Annotated in this window: 21 protein-coding genes; 13 read left to right on the top strand and 8 right to left on the bottom strand. The window is 38.4% G+C overall.

Going from position 1 to position 20955, the window contains the following annotated elements; all coding sequences use genetic code 11:
• Nucleotides 1-74: 74 nt before the first annotated feature.
• Together QUG14_RS06245 and QUG14_RS06240 are read left to right on the top strand one after the other, a co-directional pair.
• Nucleotides 75-329 (top strand): hypothetical protein, encoded by a 255-nt coding sequence (locus QUG14_RS06245; RefSeq protein ID WP_289339658.1) that lies wholly within the window; start codon nt 75-77, stop codon nt 327-329.
• 107 nt (nt 330-436) lie between these two features.
• A complete protein-coding gene (locus QUG14_RS06240) occupies nt 437-1174 on the top strand; it encodes a protein-glutamine gamma-glutamyltransferase (RefSeq protein WP_289339657.1) in 738 nt (245 codons plus the stop codon).
• Nucleotides 1175-1226: 52 nt separating this feature from the next.
• On the opposite strand, the gene QUG14_RS29860 is transcribed toward QUG14_RS06240, so the two are convergent.
• Both QUG14_RS29860 and QUG14_RS06235 read right to left on the bottom strand, forming a co-directional pair.
• Entirely contained in the window at nt 1227-1379 is a 153-nt protein-coding gene (locus QUG14_RS29860) for a YuzK family famiily protein (protein ID WP_483310794.1), read from the bottom strand.
• Nucleotides 1380-1674: 295 nt separating this feature from the next.
• The gene (locus tag QUG14_RS06235) at nt 1675-1836 is read right to left on the bottom strand and encodes a hypothetical protein (RefSeq protein WP_165979054.1); all 162 of its coding nucleotides are present in this window, start codon (nt 1834-1836) and stop codon (nt 1675-1677) included.
• A 260-nt stretch (nt 1837-2096) separates the two neighbouring features.
• Here QUG14_RS06235 and QUG14_RS06230 point away from each other — a divergent pair, with 260 nt between their 5' ends.
• The 4 genes from QUG14_RS06230 (at nt 2097) to QUG14_RS29855 (ending at nt 4431) form a co-directional block, all read left to right on the top strand.
• Entirely contained in the window at nt 2097-2756 is a 660-nt protein-coding gene (locus QUG14_RS06230) for a TetR/AcrR family transcriptional regulator (protein ID WP_289339656.1), read from the top strand.
• Between the two features lie 29 nt (nt 2757-2785).
• Nucleotides 2786-3523: a GTP pyrophosphokinase gene (locus QUG14_RS06225; RefSeq protein ID WP_289339655.1), complete on the top strand. Its 738-nt coding sequence runs from the start codon at nt 2786-2788 to the stop codon at nt 3521-3523.
• Nucleotides 3524-3628: 105 nt separating this feature from the next.
• Nucleotides 3629-3976: a metal-sensitive transcriptional regulator gene (locus QUG14_RS06220; protein WP_289339654.1), complete on the top strand. Its 348-nt coding sequence runs from the start codon at nt 3629-3631 to the stop codon at nt 3974-3976.
• Nucleotides 3977-4098: 122 nt separating this feature from the next.
• Complete coding sequence (locus QUG14_RS29855; protein ID WP_483310704.1) at nt 4099-4431, top strand: YfjL-like protein; 333 nt, start codon at nt 4099-4101, stop codon at nt 4429-4431.
• Between the two features lie 18 nt (nt 4432-4449).
• Here the strand turns inward: QUG14_RS29855 and QUG14_RS06215 are convergent, their stop codons facing one another.
• Nucleotides 4450-6540, bottom strand: coding sequence for a metallophosphoesterase family protein (locus QUG14_RS06215; protein WP_289339653.1), 2091 nt, complete (start codon nt 6538-6540; stop codon nt 4450-4452).
• Nucleotides 6541-6769: 229 nt separating this feature from the next.
• On the opposite strand from QUG14_RS06215, the gene QUG14_RS06210 reads away from it, so the two are divergent.
• A complete protein-coding gene (locus QUG14_RS06210) occupies nt 6770-7264 on the top strand; it encodes a flavodoxin domain-containing protein (RefSeq protein WP_289339652.1) in 495 nt (164 codons plus the stop codon).
• A 40-nt stretch (nt 7265-7304) separates the two neighbouring features.
• Here the strand turns inward: QUG14_RS06210 and QUG14_RS06205 are convergent, their stop codons facing one another.
• The gene (locus tag QUG14_RS06205) at nt 7305-7982 is read right to left on the bottom strand and encodes an SOS response-associated peptidase (RefSeq protein WP_289339651.1); all 678 of its coding nucleotides are present in this window, start codon (nt 7980-7982) and stop codon (nt 7305-7307) included.
• 160 nt (nt 7983-8142) lie between these two features.
• Between QUG14_RS06205 and QUG14_RS06200 the strand changes: the two genes are divergently transcribed.
• Entirely contained in the window at nt 8143-9183 is a 1041-nt protein-coding gene (locus QUG14_RS06200) for an ATP-grasp domain-containing protein (RefSeq protein ID WP_289339650.1), read from the top strand.
• Between the two features lie 52 nt (nt 9184-9235).
• Here the strand turns inward: QUG14_RS06200 and QUG14_RS06195 are convergent, their stop codons facing one another.
• The 4 genes from QUG14_RS06195 to QUG14_RS06180 form a co-directional block, all read right to left on the bottom strand.
• Entirely contained in the window at nt 9236-10504 is a 1269-nt protein-coding gene (locus QUG14_RS06195) for an MFS transporter (protein ID WP_289339649.1), read from the bottom strand.
• A 27-nt stretch (nt 10505-10531) separates the two neighbouring features.
• Nucleotides 10532-11842: an alkaline phosphatase family protein gene (locus QUG14_RS06190; RefSeq protein WP_289339648.1), complete on the bottom strand. Its 1311-nt coding sequence runs from the start codon at nt 11840-11842 to the stop codon at nt 10532-10534.
• Between the two features lie 143 nt (nt 11843-11985).
• A complete protein-coding gene (locus QUG14_RS06185; protein WP_289339647.1) occupies nt 11986-14358 on the bottom strand; it encodes a DMSO/selenate family reductase complex A subunit in 2373 nt (790 codons plus the stop codon).
• Entirely contained in the window at nt 14348-15028 is a 681-nt protein-coding gene (locus QUG14_RS06180) for a TorD/DmsD family molecular chaperone (RefSeq protein ID WP_289339646.1), read from the bottom strand. Before QUG14_RS06180 ends, QUG14_RS06185 begins: the two co-directional genes overlap by 11 nt.
• Nucleotides 15029-15368: 340 nt before the next feature.
• Here QUG14_RS06180 and QUG14_RS06175 point away from each other — a divergent pair, with 340 nt between their 5' ends.
• From QUG14_RS06175 to QUG14_RS06155, 5 genes are all read left to right on the top strand, one after another.
• A complete protein-coding gene (locus QUG14_RS06175; RefSeq protein WP_289339645.1) occupies nt 15369-16490 on the top strand; it encodes a hypothetical protein in 1122 nt (373 codons plus the stop codon).
• 72 nt (nt 16491-16562) lie between these two features.
• Nucleotides 16563-17678, top strand: a complete 1116-nt coding sequence (locus QUG14_RS06170) for a glycosyltransferase family 4 protein (RefSeq protein ID WP_289339644.1) — start codon at nt 16563-16565, stop codon at nt 17676-17678.
• On the top strand, nt 17675-18451 hold the full coding sequence (locus tag QUG14_RS06165) for a HipA family kinase (RefSeq protein ID WP_289339643.1): 777 nt from the start codon (nt 17675-17677) through the stop codon (nt 18449-18451). The genes QUG14_RS06170 and QUG14_RS06165 overlap by 4 nt, the downstream gene beginning before the upstream one ends.
• 149 nt (nt 18452-18600) lie before the next feature.
• A complete protein-coding gene (gene galU / locus QUG14_RS06160) occupies nt 18601-19506 on the top strand; it encodes a UTP--glucose-1-phosphate uridylyltransferase GalU (RefSeq protein ID WP_289339642.1) in 906 nt (301 codons plus the stop codon).
• A 1-nt stretch (nt 19507) separates the two neighbouring features.
• Nucleotides 19508-20812, top strand: coding sequence for a UDP-glucose dehydrogenase family protein (locus QUG14_RS06155; protein ID WP_289344082.1), 1305 nt, complete (start codon nt 19508-19510; stop codon nt 20810-20812).
• Nucleotides 20813-20955: the final 143 nt, after the last annotated feature.

Below are 20955 nucleotides of genomic sequence, written 5' to 3'. Positions count from 1 at the left end.
TCCATCATTGTAACGAAACGAATGAGTTTTACTTTTCGTCTAATAAGTAAAGGTTAATTGGAAGGATTGAGGAGATGTTATTCTTCGTATTATTTCTTATTGGGTTGATCATCCCATTTTTATTGATAAGGGTAAAACCAGGCTGGATTGTATGGATTCCGTCGATGGTTTTAGTACTAGCTGCAATCGTGATGTATGGGAAGGCAGAATTTTTTCCTGGAGAGGGAATGGCAGAATTAGCAGAAAGACTTTACTTCATAATTTTTGGACTATCAGCAATTGGCAGTCTTATTGGTGGGATTATCATCCACTTTATACGAAATAAATAGAAATTTTTAAGACGCCAGGTCCTTTCACATAGGAATCTGGCTCTTTTCATGATTGCACCTGCATGTAACTAGGAACAGGTTCATATGGTGTAGAAAGGAGGAATGAAATGATTAGTTTAAATGGTGTGATTGTAAAGCTTGAGGACCTGAATAAAGCCATAACAAATAGCGAGCAGAAGGCGATAATTAAACAAATGGTAGGTTACAATACCATTTATTACTATGAATCCTTACAACAATTGAAGTTTGAATTAACATTCAGAGTGAATACGTTAAAAGCAGCAACAGCATTAGACAATAGTGGGGCAAAATTTACTACCTTTACTTATTCCTTTCCTAACAAAAAATATTGGTATCGGTTACCAAACGGAGGTTTTCTTTTACGGGAAGGGTTCAATCCTTCGGAAGCGATTGAAGATATTGTGAAAAATGGAAAGCTTTATGCCTTTGAATGTTCTACAGCCATCGCAATTGTACTGTACATTGCTACCCTCTATACCATTGGACCAAGGGCATTTAATACGTACTTTAGAAGACTTTATCTCATGGATTGGCAATTTGATGAAGATCTCCCTATTTATACAAGAGATGGAGAAGATTTTCTTATCGGTGATGTTCTACACTTTAAGAATCCAGACTTTGATCCGAAACAGCCGTGGTGGAGGGCTGAAAATGTAATATATTATGGTGATGACAAATTTTATGGGCATGGAATTGGAATAAGAGATTCCAAAACAATTATTAACTTTTTAAATGGAAAGAGAAGAGAGAACTCTACGGAATCGGCCTATCTTATGCGAATGATTACACGACCAAATTATAAAACAATCTACTTGCTACGATAAAGATAAAAGGAGCAGCCACAATAATGGATGCTCCCTCCTAAACTTCTATTTATCAAATGTGTAATCGACCGTCAAAATCTGCAATCAGACGTTTGCAATTCAAATAATCCTGCTCACGCCGTCTCTCAACTTCCATTCTTACATTATGTTTACGTTTGTAGTCTTCGTAACATACCCCATGAGCACTCAGCAACGCCTTCTCCATCACATTTGTGTACTTCAAATTCAAATAATGGATAATGTATCCCTCCGGTTTAAATCGACTTAGCGATTTGTTTTTTGTTACAGTAACCATGATACCACTGCATGTTTTTTCAAACAAAGTCGAAAAAACGGCATATAAGGGTTTGAGGTAGGCTGACAGAGTGACACATGAATATAACTCTTAGATACTTAGAAAAAGAGCCATATCCTTCCATTAAGAGCTTGTTAGGTTCATAAGACGGACAAAAGAAAGCCCATCGCTTCAGCAGCAATGGGCTTTCTAAATATGAATCTTATTAATTCATTGATTTATCTAACATGAAATCAGCTTTTGGCAGTGTAATAATTTTGCCGCCAATTTGTACGTGTACGGTATCGTTGAAAATGGCCTTTACAATTCCCTTTAGTGAAACGCTTGAGTTGATTGAGATATCTTTTTTATCAGATTGGTTTGCCATATTAATCAACACCTTCCAAAGTTAATTATAAAATATTATATATGAATAAAACCAAAAAAAGCGAGTAAAAAGTCTCAAAAAAACGAAAAATATATAATTTGTTCATGTTATTAACAATGGATGCCAAGGGGTGTCAACATAGATTGAAATAACATGAACTATAGTTCAAGTATTACATGATAATGAGAGTCTGTCAATGGAAACATGAACTACGGTTCAATATTTTTTTTTTGTGGTATAATAGTTTTGAGGTGAGAAAAATGTCAGACCGAGATGATCAGCTGGTGGGTGAGTTCCCATTAATTCCAAAGCAGGAACGTGCGCAGCTAAAAAGAGATTTATTATTAAAAAGTGGTCATGCTTTATTTATCTTGAAGGGGTACGAGCATACAACTGCAAAGGAAATTGCTGCTCATGCAGGGGTAGCAACAGGAACTTTTTATCGCTACTTTTCGGATAAACGACAGTTATTAATGTCTTTGTTAGAGGATCAAATTGAGATGTTAATGCCGCCTGAACCAAAATGGGGAGGGTCAGATCCAGAAAGTACGTTGGCTGCCCTATTAGAATCCCATGATAAACGCCTAAAAGAAATGGGCTTGCAGCGACTGCTTCCCGAATTACTTGCTAAGGATACAGAGTTTGCACAAGTCTTAGCATCTGGAAAACGAAAGATTTTTACTAGAATCCTTACTGGACTAAAGTTGGCCTATGATAAGGGAATAACCTGGAAAGATTTAGATTTAAATACTGTTACCTGGTCGTTGATGACCTTGGCAGAACATGCACCGGAGAAAATGAAACAATGTGGGATTCAAACGGATTACCATGAAGTAGCTAAAGTGATTTGCCGATTAATTTTTCCACCAGAAGTAATCAAAAAATTACGCAGTGATGAAACTTTACCAGAAGAAGAGTAACGATTTTTGAAAGGATGTAATTACGAAGAATGGAAAAGACCTTTGATATGAAGGATTTAAAAGCAATCAAAATTGAACTGACTCGTTTTATGATGGCCTATAAATTTGCTTTAGATGAAATGACAACAAAAATCAATATACTTAAAGATGAGTTTAATTATATTCATGACTATAATCCAATAGAACACGTAAAATCACGTTTAAAATCACCGGAAAGTATTTTTAAGAAAGTTCATCGAAAAGGGCTAGAATACAACCTAGAAAGCATTAAGGAAAGTATTAAAGATATTGCTGGTATGAGAATAACCTGTTCTTTCATTTCCGATATTTATGAAATTAGCAGAATGATTGCAAATCAAAAAGACATTCGGATTTTAGAATATAAGGATTATATAAAAAATCCAAAGGCGAATGGTTATCAAAGCTTGCATATGATTGTGGAAATACCGATCTTCATGTCCGACCGTGAGGAATTAACTTGCGTTGAGATTCAAATTCGTACCATTGCGATGGATTTTTGGGCAAGTTTAGAACATAAAATTTATTATAAATATAATAAAGAAGTTCCTCAAAAAATGCTTGATGAATTAAAAGAAACAGCAGAAATGGCTACATTGTTGGACAAAAAGATGGAAAATCTCCATAAAGAAATGGACAAAATGAAACGAGCGGACGAGGCAGAAGAGATGCTTCTGCCTGTTGGCATTGGAGACAACAAATTCAAATTATTAGAGACATTTATGGAAGAAAAACTCGGGATCAAGTAATAAGGAGAAAGCCTATTACGTTTAAATGTAATAGGTTTTTTCATTGGTGTACTATCGCCTTACGATACGGGGGTATGATATAATAACAGAAAATGAGGTGATGGAATGTCTATTGACCATGTAAATGAAGAAGAAGTGAATGATGAAACATGCTGCGGGACTGAGGGCAGCCACCGAAAAAGCCATCATTCGGATAAGGTGAAAAGTAATCTAGTTACAAGACTCAATCGAATCGAAGGGCAAATTCGTGGGATTAAGGGCTTGATTGAAAAGGATACCTATTGTGATGATGTGATAACGCAAATATCAGCAACCCAATCTGCTCTTAATAGCGTTGCAAAAATCTTATTAGAGGGACACCTAAAAACATGTGTTCTCGAAAGAATTCAAGAAGGGGACGAGGAAGTTTTAGATGAGGTTCTCGTTACCATTCACAAACTAATGAAGAAATAAATAAAATCTCAAGGTCGTACTTATTGTACGACTTTTTTTTATTCCTTTTATCGTTTTATGCTAGAAGGAATAACAAAAACCAGTGAAGAATATTATAGTTATAATATTCTGATAATTTAGGGGTGAGGAATATAAAGGCAACGAAAATTATCCTAATGGTATTTGCTGGACTCATTCTGACTTTTAGTTTTTATGCTTATACAATCTTTTATGGGACACCGTGGGGAAAACAAACGCATGAGAAAAATATGCAAAATTATATTACCGAAAAATATCAGACTGACTTTGTTCTTACTAAAATTAGTTACAATACTTTAAGCGAGTCATACCAAGGGTTTGCCTATCCAAAAGAGCACTCGAACCTCTTATTTATCATTGAGGAAGATGTGGATTCCCCACTAGGTTACTCAGATAATTACCCAAAAGTCATATTGAAAAATAGTGCTCGAAAATAGAGCACTATTTTTAGATTACTATTGTAAGAATTTGTGATTATGATTAAGTAAATAGTTTTTTAAACTTCTCTTTCTAATCTTGAGAAAGCCTAGATTGTTGTTGGTTTCGATAATAGAATTATTTTCTAATAATTGATAGCTGACTTGATCCTTCCATAAATAGGTGTTTGTTTGGTTTTCTTTTTCTACTTTTTTGATGAAATAGGACGAAGTACATAAACGATAAATTCGGTTATTTTTCCTTTTTAAAGCATTCAGAGCCATTATTTGTTTCATTAACAATCCCCAAACACCCCCAAAACTCATATTTTTCAAGGGAGAACTGATAAATTGATGAATGGTCAATATCCGACCGTCCTTAAATGAAATATCAGCTTTTACAGCGGATGCATAATGGACATCGCCAGATAGAATAATGCACCTGTTCGGGTTCCAGGAGGCTGCCCTGTGGAGGAATTCCGTAAATCCTTTTCCATTATACTTCCATGCTTCAAAATCAACTTTAGTATGAACATTTACCCCCAATACTTGGAGGGGATAAACGTAATCATGTATAAAGGATTCTATAAGCCCCATTCCATAAAGGGGTGTTGGAGATACAAGGATTAGGGGACTGCCACTATTCCATCCACTGTTAAAGAGACTGCTTGTTACATTTTCCCAGCCTTTTTTACTTAGCAGATGTGGTGCCCAGACAGTTTCCTCAAACAGTTGACCGAATTTCTCAGGTCTCGGTTCAGTATCATATTCCCTCTGTGTACGGGTGTCTAGAAATACTGCTTTTGGATTTGTTGGAGCAACAAAATGCCAAGAGTCAAAGTCCCATAGAGTTTTTTTCCATTCCTCATGATACTCCTCCATTTTGCCGATGGTAAGCATTTGAAAATAAGCCTTCATCAACCAATGAAATCGGTCATCAAAGGATTCAGGAGCGTTGCCCCATCCTTGGAAAGCCCAATAAGCTGCCAAACCATTGGCGACCACATGACTCCCCAAAGGAGAGTTTTTAACATTTTCCTTCCACATATAGGATATATTCCAATCATCGGTAATATCATGGTCATCAAACATCATGTAGGTTGGAATATTTGCAAGGAGGCGTCTTATCCGATAAAGAGATTGCTGAAAGGTAATCATTGCTTCCTGGTGCTCTGTGTAGCGATTCTTAAGACGAAATTTTTCTTCTTTGGTTTCCTTTGGATATCTTTCTTCATTGGAGAAAATAAAATAAACTTGTTTTTTATTACAAAGTTCATCGAAGGAATTGAATAGGGAATTTTCTTGTATTGATTCCCAGAGTTGAGGACTCCATGAGAGAAGATACAATGCCGCGTACTCCCCGAATTTCATTGCGTGGTTGTTGGCATTTGAAGAGGTGAAATGGCAAAAATTCTCCATAATGTATTGTCTGCCGTTCACTTGATTCAAGGATGTTTGGAAGGGATCATTCTCAAGTCTAGAATCTATTATTTCCAACTTTTCTCTGGAACCTATTAATTCCTTTTCCAATTTCGTAATGACTGGAAACAAAGAATCTGCTACGTCATCTGCATAAATCTGATCTCCCATAAGAAATAGCGTGGTCGGACGTACTAGTAAATGATTAAATTCTTTTTCTAGTAAGCGATCAGCGGCGGTGAGGGTATCGTCATCATCTCCATGGGGTTTACGACATGACCCATATAGGACATTGCATTGGTGTGGAGAGCTATTGAGATAGATGGTGGGATAGTCAAGATTACCGTAAACGATAGAGTTTGGATTGTCTTTTGATAGTAAACCGAGGGAGTTTAAATCCTGTAGTTCAGAGCCTCGTTGAAAGTGGATATTGTATCCGAGCAGGGTATCTGTAGGAAACTTCCCGCTAAAAGGTGTAAGGTTAATTAAATGAACATACAGCTGTTTTCCCATTTGTATAGTATCGGTTTTACATGTTGTATGAAACTCATGATTAGTAAAAGAATTGGTATCCTTCGTTGAAGTGATACGAAACATCTTGGCATGAATCCGGTAACTTTTACTCGTCGTAATCCAAATGGTAATTTGTGTAGTTTCTGCTCGGCGAACAATCGGGCCAGACAAGATTATTGGTAAGGTTAAGGAATCCATTTTATCACCTCAACTCATTTTTTGTTTCAATTATTCTATTCGTATACTTGGGAAACGGTGAGGACAAAAGGCATGGATGGTTTTAGGTGTTGAATTGTAGAAATATTGCCAATATTTTTTTCGTACATTTATTATCGAAGCATTATAATTAGGGTAAGACATCAATAGGCAGGACTGGATATGTTACAAGATGAAGGCGATTATTTTTCCATGGAGGGTAGGATGATTTATGAAGACATTGATTGTTTATTGCTCATCTCATGGTACAACCGAAAAAGCTGTCCAATTACTGAGTGAGTGGATGGAAGGAGAAGTCTTAGCAGTTGATTTGAAAAAGGATAAAATTGCTTTTGATGTAAGTGATTATGAGTTCGTAATTATCGGCGGATCGATCCATGCCGGCAGTATTCAAGGAAAAATAAAGAGCTTTATTAGCAGGCATTATGATGAACTTTTAACGAAAAAACTGGGTCTTTTTCTCTGCTGCTGGCATGATGGAGAAACGGCAATTGAGCAATTCGATTTGGCTTATCCACAAGGATTAAGAAAAGTGTCAATTGCAAACGGTATTTTTGGCGGAGAATTCCTGGTTAGTAAAATGAACTTCCTAGAAAGGCAGATTGTTAAAAAGGTAAGTGGGGTTACGGAGGATACATCCAATTTAGATTCGACTGCGATTATGACGTTTGTCATGAAGATTAATGCAACATTGACTCACGTATAAAAAATACCTGGCTCTATTTAGAGTCAGGCATTTTTTATATTTAGCAGATTTTTTGGATGAGTTCAATCGAATTATTTTTTGGAGAGTTCACCAGAGGACTCACTTCGTAGACTTCCATTAAACGCTGATCCAGTGGCTTAAGTAAATGCTGGAGTTTCCTTGTGTCTGTAATGGAAGAATCAAGCCAAAACTTTTCATCTTCTGGTTTTAATATTACTGGCATACGGTCGTGGATATCTTGAACTAGTTCATTAGGTTGGGTTGTAATGACTGAGCATGAAAAAATCGATTTTCCTTCAGGCGACTTCCAGCTCTCCCAGAGACCAGCCATGGCAAACAATTCATCTGACTTTAGTTTAATCCTCATCGGCGTTTTGGTTTTACTATCGATTCGTTTCCATTCATAAAAACTATCAGCTACGATCAAACAACGTTTTTTCTTATAGGCATTTCGAAAGCTAGGTTTCTCTGTTAACGTCTCGGCACGAGCGTTTATCATTTTATAACCAATTGAGATATCCTTTGCCCAGGGCGGAATTAACCCCCATCGTAAAAACCCCATCTTATTATGCGCACCATTATTAATCACCGCTAAGACCGATTGCGAGGGAGCCACATTATAACTAGGCAAATACTCCTCCTCCTGAAGAAAAAACTCCACATCAAACCGATCCATCAACTGATCAACAGGTGCAGTCAGCGTAAAACGTCCACACATATGTAATCCCCCCTTGGTGCCTGTCACCATTTATACATTATATCATCATTTATACATAGGTTTATACATCGGACAGGAAAGTAATATGTATAAAATGAAAGTGATAGGCGAATAATGGTTAAGGTTTTTAGTTTAGAATTCAACAAGAAAGAGGTAACGTATGAGGATTTGGTTTAATAGGTGGTTTACGACGGTTACGCATTTTATGGAGTTGATTCGTAGAAATGATGAGGGGCGCAAGTTTGAGATTATTGGCACTCATTCAAATAAGGATGCTCTCTACTTGCAGTATTGTGATTTTGCCTTTACAGAACCCGCCATTTCTGGTGATGAATATATTGAGTTTTGCCTAGAGTTTTGTCGGAAGCATAAGATTGATATTTTCATCCCAAGAAAAGAAAACGTCCGTATATCAAAAAGGCTGGCGGATTTTGAGTCGATCGGTGTGAAGGTGTTGGTATGTCCAGATTCGGAATTGATGGAGACCTTGGATAATAAAGCAGCTGCCTATCATTCCATTATGGACAGAGAAGAGAATGGAGCAGAACTTGTATCAATACCTGATTTTTATGTTGTAAACAACATTAACGATTTCAAAACCGCGTATCAATGTTTGCGGGATAAAGGACATAAAGTGTGTTTTAAACCAGTTGTAGGTGAAGGCGCAACTGGATTTCGCGTTATTGAGGATAAGATTGAAAGTATTGATACGTTATTTAGGAGGGCAAGCAGCCGCCGACTCCCATACCATTACGCGTGTGAAATTTTAAGTCAGCAAGAGGTTTTTCCAGATTTAATGGTGCTAGAATATTTAGAGGGTCCGGAATTTAGCATTGACTGTGTTGCATCGAATGAAAGGTTATATGCGGCGATACCAAGGATGAAAGGGGACGGAAGAATAAGAGAAATTATAGATCATCATGAACTTATTCAACTGGCACATCGTTTTCACCAGCAGTATCAAATACCATATATCTTTAATATTCAGGTAAAATATAATCAGGGTGTACCGAAGTTACTTGAAATAAATCCCCGAATGAGCGGCGGAATGCATTTTAGTTGCTTAACAGGTCTAAACCTTCCATACCTGGCGCTTAAACTTTTGTTAGGTGAAGAAATTGGTCAATTAAAGCCTAGATTTGGAATTCGAGCAAGTCATCTTGAGAAAGAAATGGTTCTCGATAAGGATCTTTTTGCCTAACATTAAAAAAACGCCTTGGAAATGGTTTCCGAGGCGTTTTTACGTTCAGTGGTTATTGATTATTTACCTGTATTTTCTCCGTCGTTTCTGGAACACGCAGTAAAACGGCGCCGCCAAGAATAAATAAAATAACTAAGCTAAATACACCGGCGTTTGTATTACCCGTAATTTGGGCTGTTACACCGACCAAAGCAGGACCAAGGATTGAGGCGAATTTATAAAAGATATTATAAAAACCAAAGAACTCATTTGCATTTTCTTTGGGTACCAACTTGGCAAAGTAGGAACGGCTAAGAGCCTGAATCCCACCTTGGGAGGACCCGACTAGCATTGCTAATATCCAAAAATCTAAGGTTGTTTTCATGAAATAAGCATAGATACAGATAATAATATAGATAAAGATACCAACTAATAACATCCGTTTTCCAGTGAATCGATCTGCCAGTTTTCCGTACAGCATAGCAAATGGAGCTGCAATCACTTGGGTGGCAAATAGGATGATTAACAGGTTTGTAGATGATATACCAAGATCGGTTCCATAGGCAGTAGACATAGTAATAATCGTATGGACCCCATCAATGTAAAAGAAATAAGCAATAAGGAAAAGAAACAAAGGTTTATAGGCTTTAATTCGTTTAAGGGTTTGAAAAACTTTCTTAAAACTGGTAGAAATGGGTTTTGCCACTTTTTCTACGTAATAAACTTGTTCAACATTTTTTAACATCGGAATGGTGAAGGTTCCCCACCAGATTGCTGTGATGGCAAAGGCAATTTGTGTAGAGATGGTAACGGATAAAGGCAGAATCCCTTGTTGTGATAATAGTATAAGAGCAATGCCGATAATAAAAGGGATTGTACTTCCGATATAGCCCATTGCAAAACCGCGTGCCGATATCTTATTCATTCGTTCTTCACTTGTAACATCTACTAAAAAGGCGTCATAAAAAATATTCGCGCCCCCAAACCCAATAACAGTAACAATATAACAGATTAAGAGGATCAGCCATTGGTTACTCGGGACTACGGCCAGCATTGCCGTAAAGGCAATACCCAGAATCACAAAAAAGGTGAATAATCTCTTTTTTAACCCCCGAAAATCGCCTATGGTTCCTAAGATCGGTGCACAAATGGAAACAAGCAGAGTTCCAAAGGAATTCGCGTAACCTAAGTAAGCTGTTGAGGTTGATCCAGCAAGACCTGCACTATTTGCTGCCGCTTTAAAATATAAGGGAAAGATAGCTGTTGTAATTAATATCGAGTAAGCAGAATTTGCCCAATCATAAAAAACCCAGCTTTTTTCTTGCTTCGTCAATCGACTCATAGAGTTTTCCTCCTATTTAATTGTCATCTAAACGGTTAAAAGCTCATCGATAATTTTCCCATCTGTGTCACCTAAATCCACACCTAAAAGCCTTGCCAATGTCGGACCTTCGTCAATGAGACGAGCCTGAGGAACCATTGTTTTTGAACGAATACCTTTACCCGCCGCCATAAAAATGGTTGAATAATCAGGCTTTTCCGGAGAGTAACCATGACAGGCCAGGGTATATTTTTTATCTGCTAAAACATCCTCTCGGGTAATATTTTTCAGATAATCCCCCTGATAATCTTCTAAAAAGTAATAACCTTTTTGAGCTTCAATCATAAAGGTACAGGAACCATCTGCCCCCTTTAAGGCTGCTTCTTCAGCCGTAAGTATTCTTTCTATACCAGAGCTGGGGTCGGTAAGTAAACTTTCTAACAATTTTTTTACTATGTTACACGTATCTAAGTCATTTTTGTCATTTACATAAATATATGCGGACCCGTCACAACTTTTACAATAGGACTTCCAATTATTTATCTTGCCTTTGGCATTGGTTGTAATAAGCTTGTGGTTATGGAAAAGTACATTAAGGTTTAGGGCTTTGTTCTCATTTAATGCGCTATGATCCCCTAAAACGACGATGGTAGAATTTTCATAGATTCCGATCTCTTTTAAGGAAGCAATAATTTTCCCAAGACGGTCATTATGCCGCTCGATAGCGGCAAAGGCTTCATTTGATGAAAAACCATAGTCATGGCGCTGGGTATCCAAGTCAGTGAAGTGTACGAGCATTAAATTTGGCTTTTTTGTTTTAATGGTATGTAGAGTAGATTCTAATACAAAGTCATCTAATTCAGGCTGATTTAACCCTTTGCGAATATGACCAAATCGTTGGTTCAAGTCCCATTGATAACGGGGACTCCCGTTCCTTAATGAAACGAGGACTTGATTTTGCCAAGGGCGATTTGGAAAGATTTCAGGCAAATTGTAATCAATGTTTGCCTTACCTGTAACCGGCCAGAGTAAGGCAGCAGTTGTCAAATTTGCCTGTTTTGCTTCATCATACAAAGTTGTTCCGTTTATTGAACTCCTAAACCAGTTCCAGTCTGGTGAAGTTCTTCCTGGCTGCAGAAGGGTGTTATTAATGATTCCATGTCGGTTTGGATAGTTTCCGGTCACAATGGTCGTATGACAAGGGTAGGTAACCGACGGATAAATGGTTTCTACCTTCTCCACATATGCGCCATCTTCGAGGATTGTCCTAAAGTGAGGCAGTGTTTTCAGCAGAGGAAAATCCAATGCTGACAGACAATCAAAAGAAATGACAATTAAATGATTCGTAAGACGACCCATGAAAACCTCCTTGAAGTAGTGGTACTTATATCATAATTGTACAATAAATAAAGCAGTAAATTGTAAATTTTTCAATAATTTTAACAATAATGCTATTGAAAAAAAGCCAGATCAATGAGGATCCGGCTTTCATTAGCTTATTATTATCCTTTTTGTACTTCTACCAGCATCGTTTGGTGGGCGTTGCCTTTTGCCAGGGGGGTGATGCGCTGGCTGGTGAGGACGTTAGCACATCCTACTGTATCGACTCCATTTTTATCTGGTTTGTACCATGCACCTGCCTGCATGGCAACAACCCCAGGCATGATACGGGTCGTGACTTCAGCTGGTATCATGACGATGCCCCGATCGTTATAAATTTTGACTTTATCGCCTTTTTTAATGCCTCGCTGCTGTGCATCCGCAGGGTTAATCCAAAGTAACTGTTCCGCCACTTCTTGTAACCATGGATGGCTAGCAAAGGTAGAATTTGCCCGATTTCTACCCTTCCATGTTATACATTGAAGAGGGTAGGTGGCTTTTAAAGGATCCTCAGCGCCTTCCCATTCAGGAATATAAATTGGTATCGCTGGTATTTCACTATGGTTCATATCGTATAAGCGTTTAGAGAATATCTCAATTTTTCCCGATGGTGTTTCAAAGGGATGATTGGAAGGGTCTTCAATCTGGTCCTTGAAGGCAATCCTTGGTCCATCATAGCGCCAATAATGAATCCGTTTTTTCTTAAATTCTTCAAAGGTTGGGGTACTTGGTTCGACTTTTCTTGTTTCATCCAATATATACTTTATCCAGCCAATCTCATCACGACCCTCCGTAAAGGCTTGACCGATACCAAGACCATCTGCCACCTCAGATAACCAGTCATAGTCTGAACGAGATTCATAGTAATTCTCGACCACTTTTTCCGATAGGATAATATAATCTCCAGATGCCCATGATTCACCAATATTCCAGCGTTCAAAGAAAGTGGTTTCTGGTAAAAGTATATCCGCATATTTTGCACTTGGTGTTAGGAAATGATCGCTTGCAACGATGAACTCAACTAAGCTTTCATCCTCTAGAATTTTTTTCGTTTTATTAATATCAGGTTGTTGGTTAATTAAGTAATTACCCGCTAAATTATAGATTAATTTAATGTTAGATGTCAGCTTTTCGCCATCCTTAAGTCCATTTTCAGGGATGACCTTGCTTGGATCACTGATGGCATCAGTCCAGTTCATAATCGAAATGCTTTCTTTCACCTGATTCTCGGGAACCGGAATCCCCATTGGAAACTTTCTTGGGATACCGCCATAACCAGATGCCCAGCCGCCTGATACTCCGACATTTCCTGTAATGGATGCTAGCATCGTGCCACCGCGGGCAATCCGCTCACCGCTTGCATGACGCTGCGGACCCCAGCCTTGAATCAAAGCTGCAGGTTTGGCTGTCGCATACTCGCGTGCAAGTTCACGCGTTTTATCAGCTGGAACTTTACAAATACGCTCTGCCCATTCAGGTGTTTTTTCAATCCCGTCCTTTTTACCAAATAGATAAGACACTAGTGATTCATTTGCAGGAACACCTTCTGGCATATGTTCTTCATCAAAACCGACCACAAATTTAGCAAGAAATTCTTTGTTATGCAGGTTTTCTTGAACAATCACGTAAGCCATGGCATCCATAAGAGCATTGTCTGTACCGGGTAAAATGGGGATCCATTCATCGGCAAAAGCAACCGCTGTATTGGAATATCTAGGATCAATCGAAATGATCTTAATGCCGGCTTCTTTTAATTTTTTATAATAATGAAGAGTATTTCCGAAAATGGTTTCAGAAGGATTGTGTCCCCATAGAATGATTAGTTTAGAGTCAATTAAAGAATCAAGACTGTTTCCTGTTTGGTGAGTTCCATACGTATATGGAGTTGCTGCAGCCGTATTTCCCATACTTACGGAATGGTAATAGTTAAGAAATCCTCCACTTAAAGCCATAAGTCTTCTTGCGAGCTGTGCGCCGCCGACCTTACCGCCAGTAACAGCTGTTCCCTGATGAACATACCTAGACGCAGGACCGTATTGTTCGGTAATCCGCTTCGTTTCTTTTGTAATCGCAGCAACTGCTTCTTTCCAAGTAATTCTTTCAAATTTACCTTCACCGCGTTTGCCGACACGCTTCATTGGATATTTTAAACGATCTGGATGGTATTGATTTTTTCGATAGGACCGTCCTCTTACACAGGCTTTCATATACGGGTTTGCCTCATCAAGTTCTTTATCACTTCGGGCACTGATTCTTGTAATAACACCATCCCTTACATGTGCTTTTATCATACATTTACCACCGCAGTCTAATGTACTGCAGGTAGGAACGATCGTTTCACTAGCTTCTACAATATTTTTATTTTCAGATAGATATCTGGTAGACCAGACTCCACCTGCGATAACAGGGACAGAGGCAATCCCCGTCCATTTTAATAACGATCTTCTAGATAGTTTACTTTCACCAATTTTGGTTAATAGGTTTTTATCGCTCATTTACTAAAATACCCTCCTTCAAGGCTGGGATAAATTCATTTTCAAAATGGAGATACTCTGCCAAAAGCAAAGCTGCACCTTTATACAGGTCAAAGGATGTTGATTTGCTCAGTATTTCACAAAAAATGGGACACCATTTTAAAAGATGATTGGTTAAAAAGGAATATTGATCCTCTAACAACTTTTGCTTGGACGCCACATTGTCGCTTTCAAGCGTTTTTTGAATAAGATAACTTAGAAACTCTAATTCAATAACAATATGATCATCAGGCTCATTGCTCTCGCGGATAAAGGATAAACCATACTTGCGGTAGCAATTCCTAACCTCCAAGGTTACTGCATCAAATAGTAAATGCTCCCGGCTTAAATAAACGGATTCCCAAAGAGGGGCAGGAAGTGTGTTGGGACCAATAAATAACCGGTTATATTCTTCATTCAATTGGATAATTTTCTCACCGTCATCTATATGAAGTCCTTGAATACTCTTATCAATCATACGAAAGGCCTCACTAAACTCACAAAGTGACCTCCAATGTGGATTATTTGTTACGGCAAGTAAAGACTGCTTTTCAGGTGGTACATCAAAAATAAAACGGATGAACTGATTAATATAAAGGCGATTTTGTAAAAGGGAAGTTTCGTTCCTTGTCGAGCTCTCGATTGTAGGCATAAATTCTCCTTTCAAACTTACGTATAGTTTAATAGTAACCTAAGTTGTCCTAGGAAAATTCACTTAAATGAATTGTTAAGAAAAATTTAATGACTTCTTTAACAATATATAGATTTTGAGAATAATTATCGATTATAGGTAACGTTGAAATTGATACAAATTGTAAATACATTTTTCTTTTTTATAGACGTAAGCCTTAACACTTTATGCCACTTTTGAATTAACTATAATAGGCAGTAGATTCTTAGGGTTTAAGAAGAGACAAGCAGATATTGCTGTTGGGTACTGTCGAGACAATATATGAATCAAGTTGCCAACTTGAATTGGAAGGAGGAAATATATGAATATTCCGAATTTAGAACAATGGATGGACCAAATTAAAGTAACAAACCAAATTAATGCCGATGTCGATGTGGTGAATGACTCACCGTTAGTCATGATGGGGAAAGGGCGACAAGGTGCCGTTTTCCAAATAAATGACGACATCTGTGTGAAAGTATTTGGTAATACCGAAGATTGCGAACGCGAATATTATGCTTTATCCCTTGGGCAGCAAACCACTCTATTTCCAATGCTTTATGGAAAAGGACCACTCTATATTGTGATGGAGATTATCAGGGGAGTTGATTTACGAGAGTATTTACAATCCCAGCCATTGACAGAGGCACTATCTGCGAAATTAATTGAAATGTTAATTACGTTTAAGAAAATTGGATATGAGCGAATAGACCATCATAAGCGTCAAATTTACCTGCAGCCTGACGGCAGTCTAAAGGTAATTGATGTAGCGAGGACCATTTGGCGTGATCGCGTCTATCCATACCCAAGAAAACTATTGACATCCTTAGGGGAAGAAAATAAAGCAATCTTTATGGGGCATGTTCAGGAAATGGCTCCGGAACTATATACGGAGTGGCTCCATTATATCCGTATGGAGGAAATATCCAGAGAAATTACTGCACTCTTACTTCCGGAAAAACCGGATAAGAATACGTTGAAAAATCTTAGTAATAGTTTATTGACGACAGCTGATGAGAAAAATTATGTCATTCTACTTCAGGGTCTTGTTCATAAGGTTTTCAAGGAAGAGTGGATCAAAACAATGCTTGCACGAGGAGCAGATCCAGAAGCAGTCATGGAGAAAATCGACGAATATTGGGACAAACTCGAACAAGATTTTGAAGCAAGACATCCTGAAGGTGAGAGTAATTATGAGGGAGTAAGACGTTTCGAAGGCGATCGGGGATCAAAAGAAAATCGCAGATATCAAGATGGAAAAGAAGATCTCGGCCATCAAGGTGGAAAACACTTCGAGGGAGATAGAGGTCGACGAAGCAAAGGCGCTAAGGGTGGTAAAGGTGGTAAAGGTGGTAAACACTACGCAGGAGATAGAGGCGATGATCGAGACCGCCGTGATAATAAGCATAACAAGAACAAAAAGAAAGATAAAAAACGTCGTTAAACGGCCTTAAGGGTTGAACATATAGACCTAACAGCATGAGGAGGGGCCTAATGAATACGAGGAGAAACCATTATGAAAGTTTTAGTAATCTGGCGTTTGCTGACGGTAGGCGGGGTGAATGCAGGCTGGCGCAACCGCTCGATTTATTTTAAAAAACATGGAATTGATACAGAGTTTTTGTACACAACCGATCATGGCGGACTTCACATTATGGAAGATGTTGCTCCTGTTTACTTGACTAAGGATGAACAGGAGATTATTGGGATTATAAAAAACAATCACTATGACGCCATTATTGTTGTTGACACAGGTGCAGCTTTTAAATGGATTAAGAAAGCTAACTATAAAGGCCCAGTTTTGGTCGAGGCTCGTACTCCGGAACTGATTAAGCTTAAGCCACACTTAAAATCTTTCAGAGGAATAGAGCCGGAAGCCATCGTTGTTCCCTCAAACTATCAAAAACGATTAGTGTCCATATTGACGGATGAAATCCCGATTCATGTTATTTACAATGGCATCGATACAACTTTTTACCGAGCTTTAGGGGAAGAAGAAATCAATCATGACAATGAACCGAAACTTCCAAGTGAGAAAAAAATAATCGGATGGATTGGCCGCTTGGACAAACGTAAAAACTGGCAAATGCTTTTAGAGGTAGCCAAGCTAATTAAAAGTCAGCGTGATGATATCGAACTTTGGGTGATTGGTGGTGCTCAAAGTGTACAGCGGGATGAATTCGCTGCCAAATGGCAGGAGGAGAATTTGACTGATATCGTCAAATGGTTTCCAGTGATTCCGTATCAGCAGATGCCACATGTTTATGCGAAAATCCGTCAATCCGGCGGCTGTACGTTAGCAACGACTAAAACCGAATCTTTTGGAAATACCTTCATTGAATCAATGGTTTGTGGCGTACCTGTAGTTGCCTCAAAAATGATGCCCGTCACCGAATTAGTTGTACACGGGGAACATGGACTGCTTTTTCGTGGACAAAATGTAGAAGATGCTGTCAAACAGCTTACGAGTATTTTAGATAATCGTAGTCTCCATCAACAAATGTCAGAAGCGGCGATTTCACGTGTTCATGAAAAATTCGCTATCGAAATTGTGGCCAAGCAATATGTTCATTTATTAAAAAGAATATGTGGTGCAGACACAAATGACAGTAGAGAGGTGAATGGCATATGATCCAGCCAGTTGCGTATAAGAAAACACTAGAAGGAAAATCGAATGCTCACTTGATTACGTTTAATGATGGCCGTGATTACGTGGTGAAATACTTCCAACCTGGGTTTGAAAAGGCATTAGCAAATGAATGGGTCGCCTATTGCCTAGCACGGTATCTAGGTCTGCCAATTCCGTTTGCTAAATTAGTAGAAATCCCTCAAGAGTTTTCCTCTCAATACCCTGAACTCTCTCAAATGGTTCAAACACAAACACAATTCGCGAGCCTATATGTGCCAGAATGTTTTAATGGACATCAGGTGACAAATGTTCCTGCTATCTCTAACAAAGAAAGCCTTGCAGGTGTGATTTTATTTGATTATTGGATGTGTAATCGGGACCGAACAAGGAAAAACATCATTTTATGTGATAACTCAACAAATTCCTACAACTTGTGGATTATCGATCATGCTGAAGTGTTCGCTTCTTATAACTGGACATTGGAAGACATTGAATCTTTGCCAATCACCATATTGAAAAGTGCAACCCACCAAATCATGGCATATTTCATTGAGAATGAGCAGAATTTTTATGAGCAGCTAGAAATCATTCAAGAGATACCGATCCATTTAATAGAAGAAATTGTTGCAGCGATTCCAGATGATTGGCAGGTTACGAATGAAGAAAGAAAAGCGATTGTAACTGCGTTGGTGACACGGCGAAAAAGAATTCTTAAAAAACTGATGGAAAGGTTTATTAAAAGAGTTTATCAACCCATACATGCAAATGATGAATGACTCCCTTTATTGCATTTGTTTAGGGAGTTTTATTTTTAAAAAATGGTAAAGGCATACAAAGAAATAAAGATATTACTAGGTTACTAACGTGACAGGAAGTTGTCCACCCGCATATAAAAGAGTAAGGAGAAAAGGAAAGGAGGCAGCATATGAAAATCCGAAAGGCCATTATTCCAGCAGCTGGCCTCGGAACGCGTTTTTTGCCAGCAACGAAAGCACAACCAAAGGAAATGCTGCCGATTGTTGATAAGCCAACCATTCAATATATTGTTGAGGAAGCAGTTGCTTCTGGGATTGAGGAAATTATCATCATTATCGGCAGAGGAAAACGATCTATAGAGGATCATTTCGATAAATCGTACGAACTTGAAGATACACTTTTAAGAAAAAACAAACTTGATATGTTAAAAGAAGTTCAAGAAATATCGAGTTTGGTCAATATAGTTTATGTTCGTCAAAAAGAACCAAAAGGGCTGGGACATGCCATTCTTTGTGCGAAAAGCGTCATTGGCGATGAACCATTTGCGGTTTTGCTTGGTGATGATATCGTTATGTCGGAAGTTCCCTGCCTAAAGCAGGTGATTGATGTGTTCGAATATTATAATAGCTCAGTGGTTGCTGTTCAGACGGTATCAGAAGAAGAGGTTAGCAAATACGGAATTATTAAACCAAAGGGGACGATGATTGAGTCAGACTTATTCCATATTGATTCACTTGTTGAGAAGCCCAGCGTGGAAGAGGCTCCTTCAAGATATGCCATCATGGGCCGTTACGTTTTGAGCCCTTTGATATTTGAAATTTTAGAGAGAATTCCATTGGGTCGAGGGGATGAATTACAACTGACTGACGCCATCAATGAATTGAATAAACATCAGGCGGTTTTTGCCTATAACTTTCAGGGAAGCCGCTATGATATCGGAGATAAAATTGGTTTTATAAAAGCAACGATCGATTTTGCTTTAAGCCGTGATGATATCAGAGAATCGGTTTTAGCCTATTTACAAGAAGTATCGAGGAACGAAAACCTTCAAAATGGTAAGAGAGAGAATGATTGAGATGAAGATTGCTGTTTTAGGTACAGGCTATGTAGGGCTGTCTACTGGTGTTTGTTTATCACAAATCGGTCATTATGTAACATGTATAGATATAAATGAACAAAAAATCAACCAACTACGTCAGGGGATTTCGCCAATTTATGAACCAGGTCTTGAAGACTTGCTAGCTTCTAACATGGCAGCAGGCAGGCTGCATTTTACAACCACTCTTGCTGATGCGTTAGGGGAAGCAGATATCATTGTTGTTGCAGTAGGGACGCCACAAGGGGAGGATGGAGCAGCGGATCTCTCTTATTTGGTACAGGCTGCAAAAGATATTTCATCCTCTCTCACACCTGAATCGGTCATTGTCATTAAGAGTACGGTTCCAGTTGGAACGAATGATTTTATAAAAACATTGATTGAAGATTTATCTGGGTTTCCTGTGAAAATGGTATCCAATCCTGAATTTCTCCGCCAGGGATCTGCAATCGAAGATACTATGAAAGCAGATCGTATCATTATTGGATCTGAAGATGCGGAATCAGCTGAGAAAATAAAGGATATGTATCGGCCATTGAATGTGCCAATGATTTTGACCAGTACAAGAAGTGCTGAAATGATTAAATATGCTTCGAATGCTTTTTTAGCAACGAAGATCAGTTATATAAATGAAATTGCCAATTTATGCGAGGCAGTTGGTGCAGATGTGACGGATGTTGCCAAAGGTATGGGTAAGGATCAAAGAATTGGCGAAGCGTTTTTGAATGCCGGTATTGGCTACGGCGGTTCGTGTTTTCCAAAGGATGTCAAAGCCTTGCTGCATACCGCAGGGGTAAATGGAGTTAAATTCCCATTATTAAAAGAAACAATTGCAATAAATGAGTACCAGCGGGAATTGTTGGTGACAAAGGCGTTGAAAAGGTTTGGAGGATTAAAAGGCAGAAAAATTGCAATGTTAGGCTTAGCCTTTAAACCAGAAACAGACGATATGAGAGAAGCACCCTCCATTCCAATTGCTCGAACGTTAACAAAATACGGAGCAGAAGTTGTTGCCTATGACCCAGTAGCAACTGAAAATGCCAGAAAAATTATTGGGGATACTATTAAATATGCAGGATCCATCGATGAAGCCGTATACGAAGCAGACGCCGTATTGATTGTAACGGAGTGGAAAGAGGTCAAAAACATTGATGTTGCGGCGATGTTAGAGAATATGAAAGAACCGATTATCTTTGACGGCAGAAACTGTTTTACAGAAGAAAGCATCCGAGGATGTAGAGCCATAGAATACTATCCAATCGGAAAACCGGCCATTATCATTTGAACAATAGGCATGATCTTTGTAGCGATAACCAACTACAAAAATCATGCCTAAGCTTTTTTCATTAAGAGTAATCTTTGATACAATAAAAAAGGTATGGTGCTGAGTCACCGTAGGTGTCGTTGAACAACATATAGAGGGTGTGT

Origin of the sequence: Neobacillus sp. CF12 (genome assembly GCF_030348765.1) — a bacterium.
Classification (GTDB): Bacteria; Bacillota; Bacilli; order Bacillales; family Cytobacillaceae; genus Neobacillus.
The sequence above is the reverse complement of the archived record's forward strand: the minus strand, read 5'-3'. Positions and strand labels throughout refer to the sequence as shown.

Bases quoted from the DNA above. Each gene is read 5' to 3' on its own strand.
- QUG14_RS06165 (WP_289339643.1), top strand. From the start codon at position 17,675: ATGATCCAGCCAGTTGCGTATAAGAAAACACTAGAAGGAAAATCGAAT.
- QUG14_RS06225 (WP_289339655.1), top strand. From the start codon at position 2,786: ATGGAAAAGACCTTTGATATGAAGGATTTAAAAGCAATCAAAATTGAA.
- QUG14_RS06175 (WP_289339645.1), top strand. From the start codon at position 15,369: ATGAATATTCCGAATTTAGAACAATGGATGGACCAAATTAAAGTAACA.
- QUG14_RS06190 (WP_289339648.1), bottom strand. From the start codon at position 11,842: ATGGGTCGTCTTACGAATCATTTAATTGTCATTTCTTTTGATTGTCTG.
- galU (WP_289339642.1), top strand. From the start codon at position 18,601: ATGAAAATCCGAAAGGCCATTATTCCAGCAGCTGGCCTCGGAACGCGT.
- QUG14_RS06185 (WP_289339647.1), bottom strand. From the start codon at position 14,358: ATGAGCGATAAAAACCTATTAACCAAAATTGGTGAAAGTAAACTATCT.
- QUG14_RS06210 (WP_289339652.1), top strand. From the start codon at position 6,770: ATGAAGACATTGATTGTTTATTGCTCATCTCATGGTACAACCGAAAAA.
- QUG14_RS06245 (WP_289339658.1), top strand. From the start codon at position 75: ATGTTATTCTTCGTATTATTTCTTATTGGGTTGATCATCCCATTTTTA.
- QUG14_RS06230 (WP_289339656.1), top strand. From the start codon at position 2,097: ATGTCAGACCGAGATGATCAGCTGGTGGGTGAGTTCCCATTAATTCCA.
- QUG14_RS29860 (WP_483310794.1), bottom strand. From the start codon at position 1,379: ATGGAGAAGGCGTTGCTGAGTGCTCATGGGGTATGTTACGAAGACTAC.
- QUG14_RS06240 (WP_289339657.1), top strand. From the start codon at position 437: ATGATTAGTTTAAATGGTGTGATTGTAAAGCTTGAGGACCTGAATAAA.
- QUG14_RS06180 (WP_289339646.1), bottom strand. From the start codon at position 15,028: ATGCCTACAATCGAGAGCTCGACAAGGAACGAAACTTCCCTTTTACAA.
- QUG14_RS06235 (WP_165979054.1), bottom strand. From the start codon at position 1,836: ATGGCAAACCAATCTGATAAAAAAGATATCTCAATCAACTCAAGCGTT.
- QUG14_RS06170 (WP_289339644.1), top strand. From the start codon at position 16,563: ATGAAAGTTTTAGTAATCTGGCGTTTGCTGACGGTAGGCGGGGTGAAT.
- QUG14_RS06205 (WP_289339651.1), bottom strand. From the start codon at position 7,982: ATGTGTGGACGTTTTACGCTGACTGCACCTGTTGATCAGTTGATGGAT.
- QUG14_RS06215 (WP_289339653.1), bottom strand. From the start codon at position 6,540: ATGGATTCCTTAACCTTACCAATAATCTTGTCTGGCCCGATTGTTCGC.
- QUG14_RS06220 (WP_289339654.1), top strand. From the start codon at position 3,629: ATGTCTATTGACCATGTAAATGAAGAAGAAGTGAATGATGAAACATGC.
- QUG14_RS06195 (WP_289339649.1), bottom strand. From the start codon at position 10,504: ATGAGTCGATTGACGAAGCAAGAAAAAAGCTGGGTTTTTTATGATTGG.
- QUG14_RS06200 (WP_289339650.1), top strand. From the start codon at position 8,143: ATGAGGATTTGGTTTAATAGGTGGTTTACGACGGTTACGCATTTTATG.
- QUG14_RS06155 (WP_289344082.1), top strand. From the start codon at position 19,508: ATGAAGATTGCTGTTTTAGGTACAGGCTATGTAGGGCTGTCTACTGGT.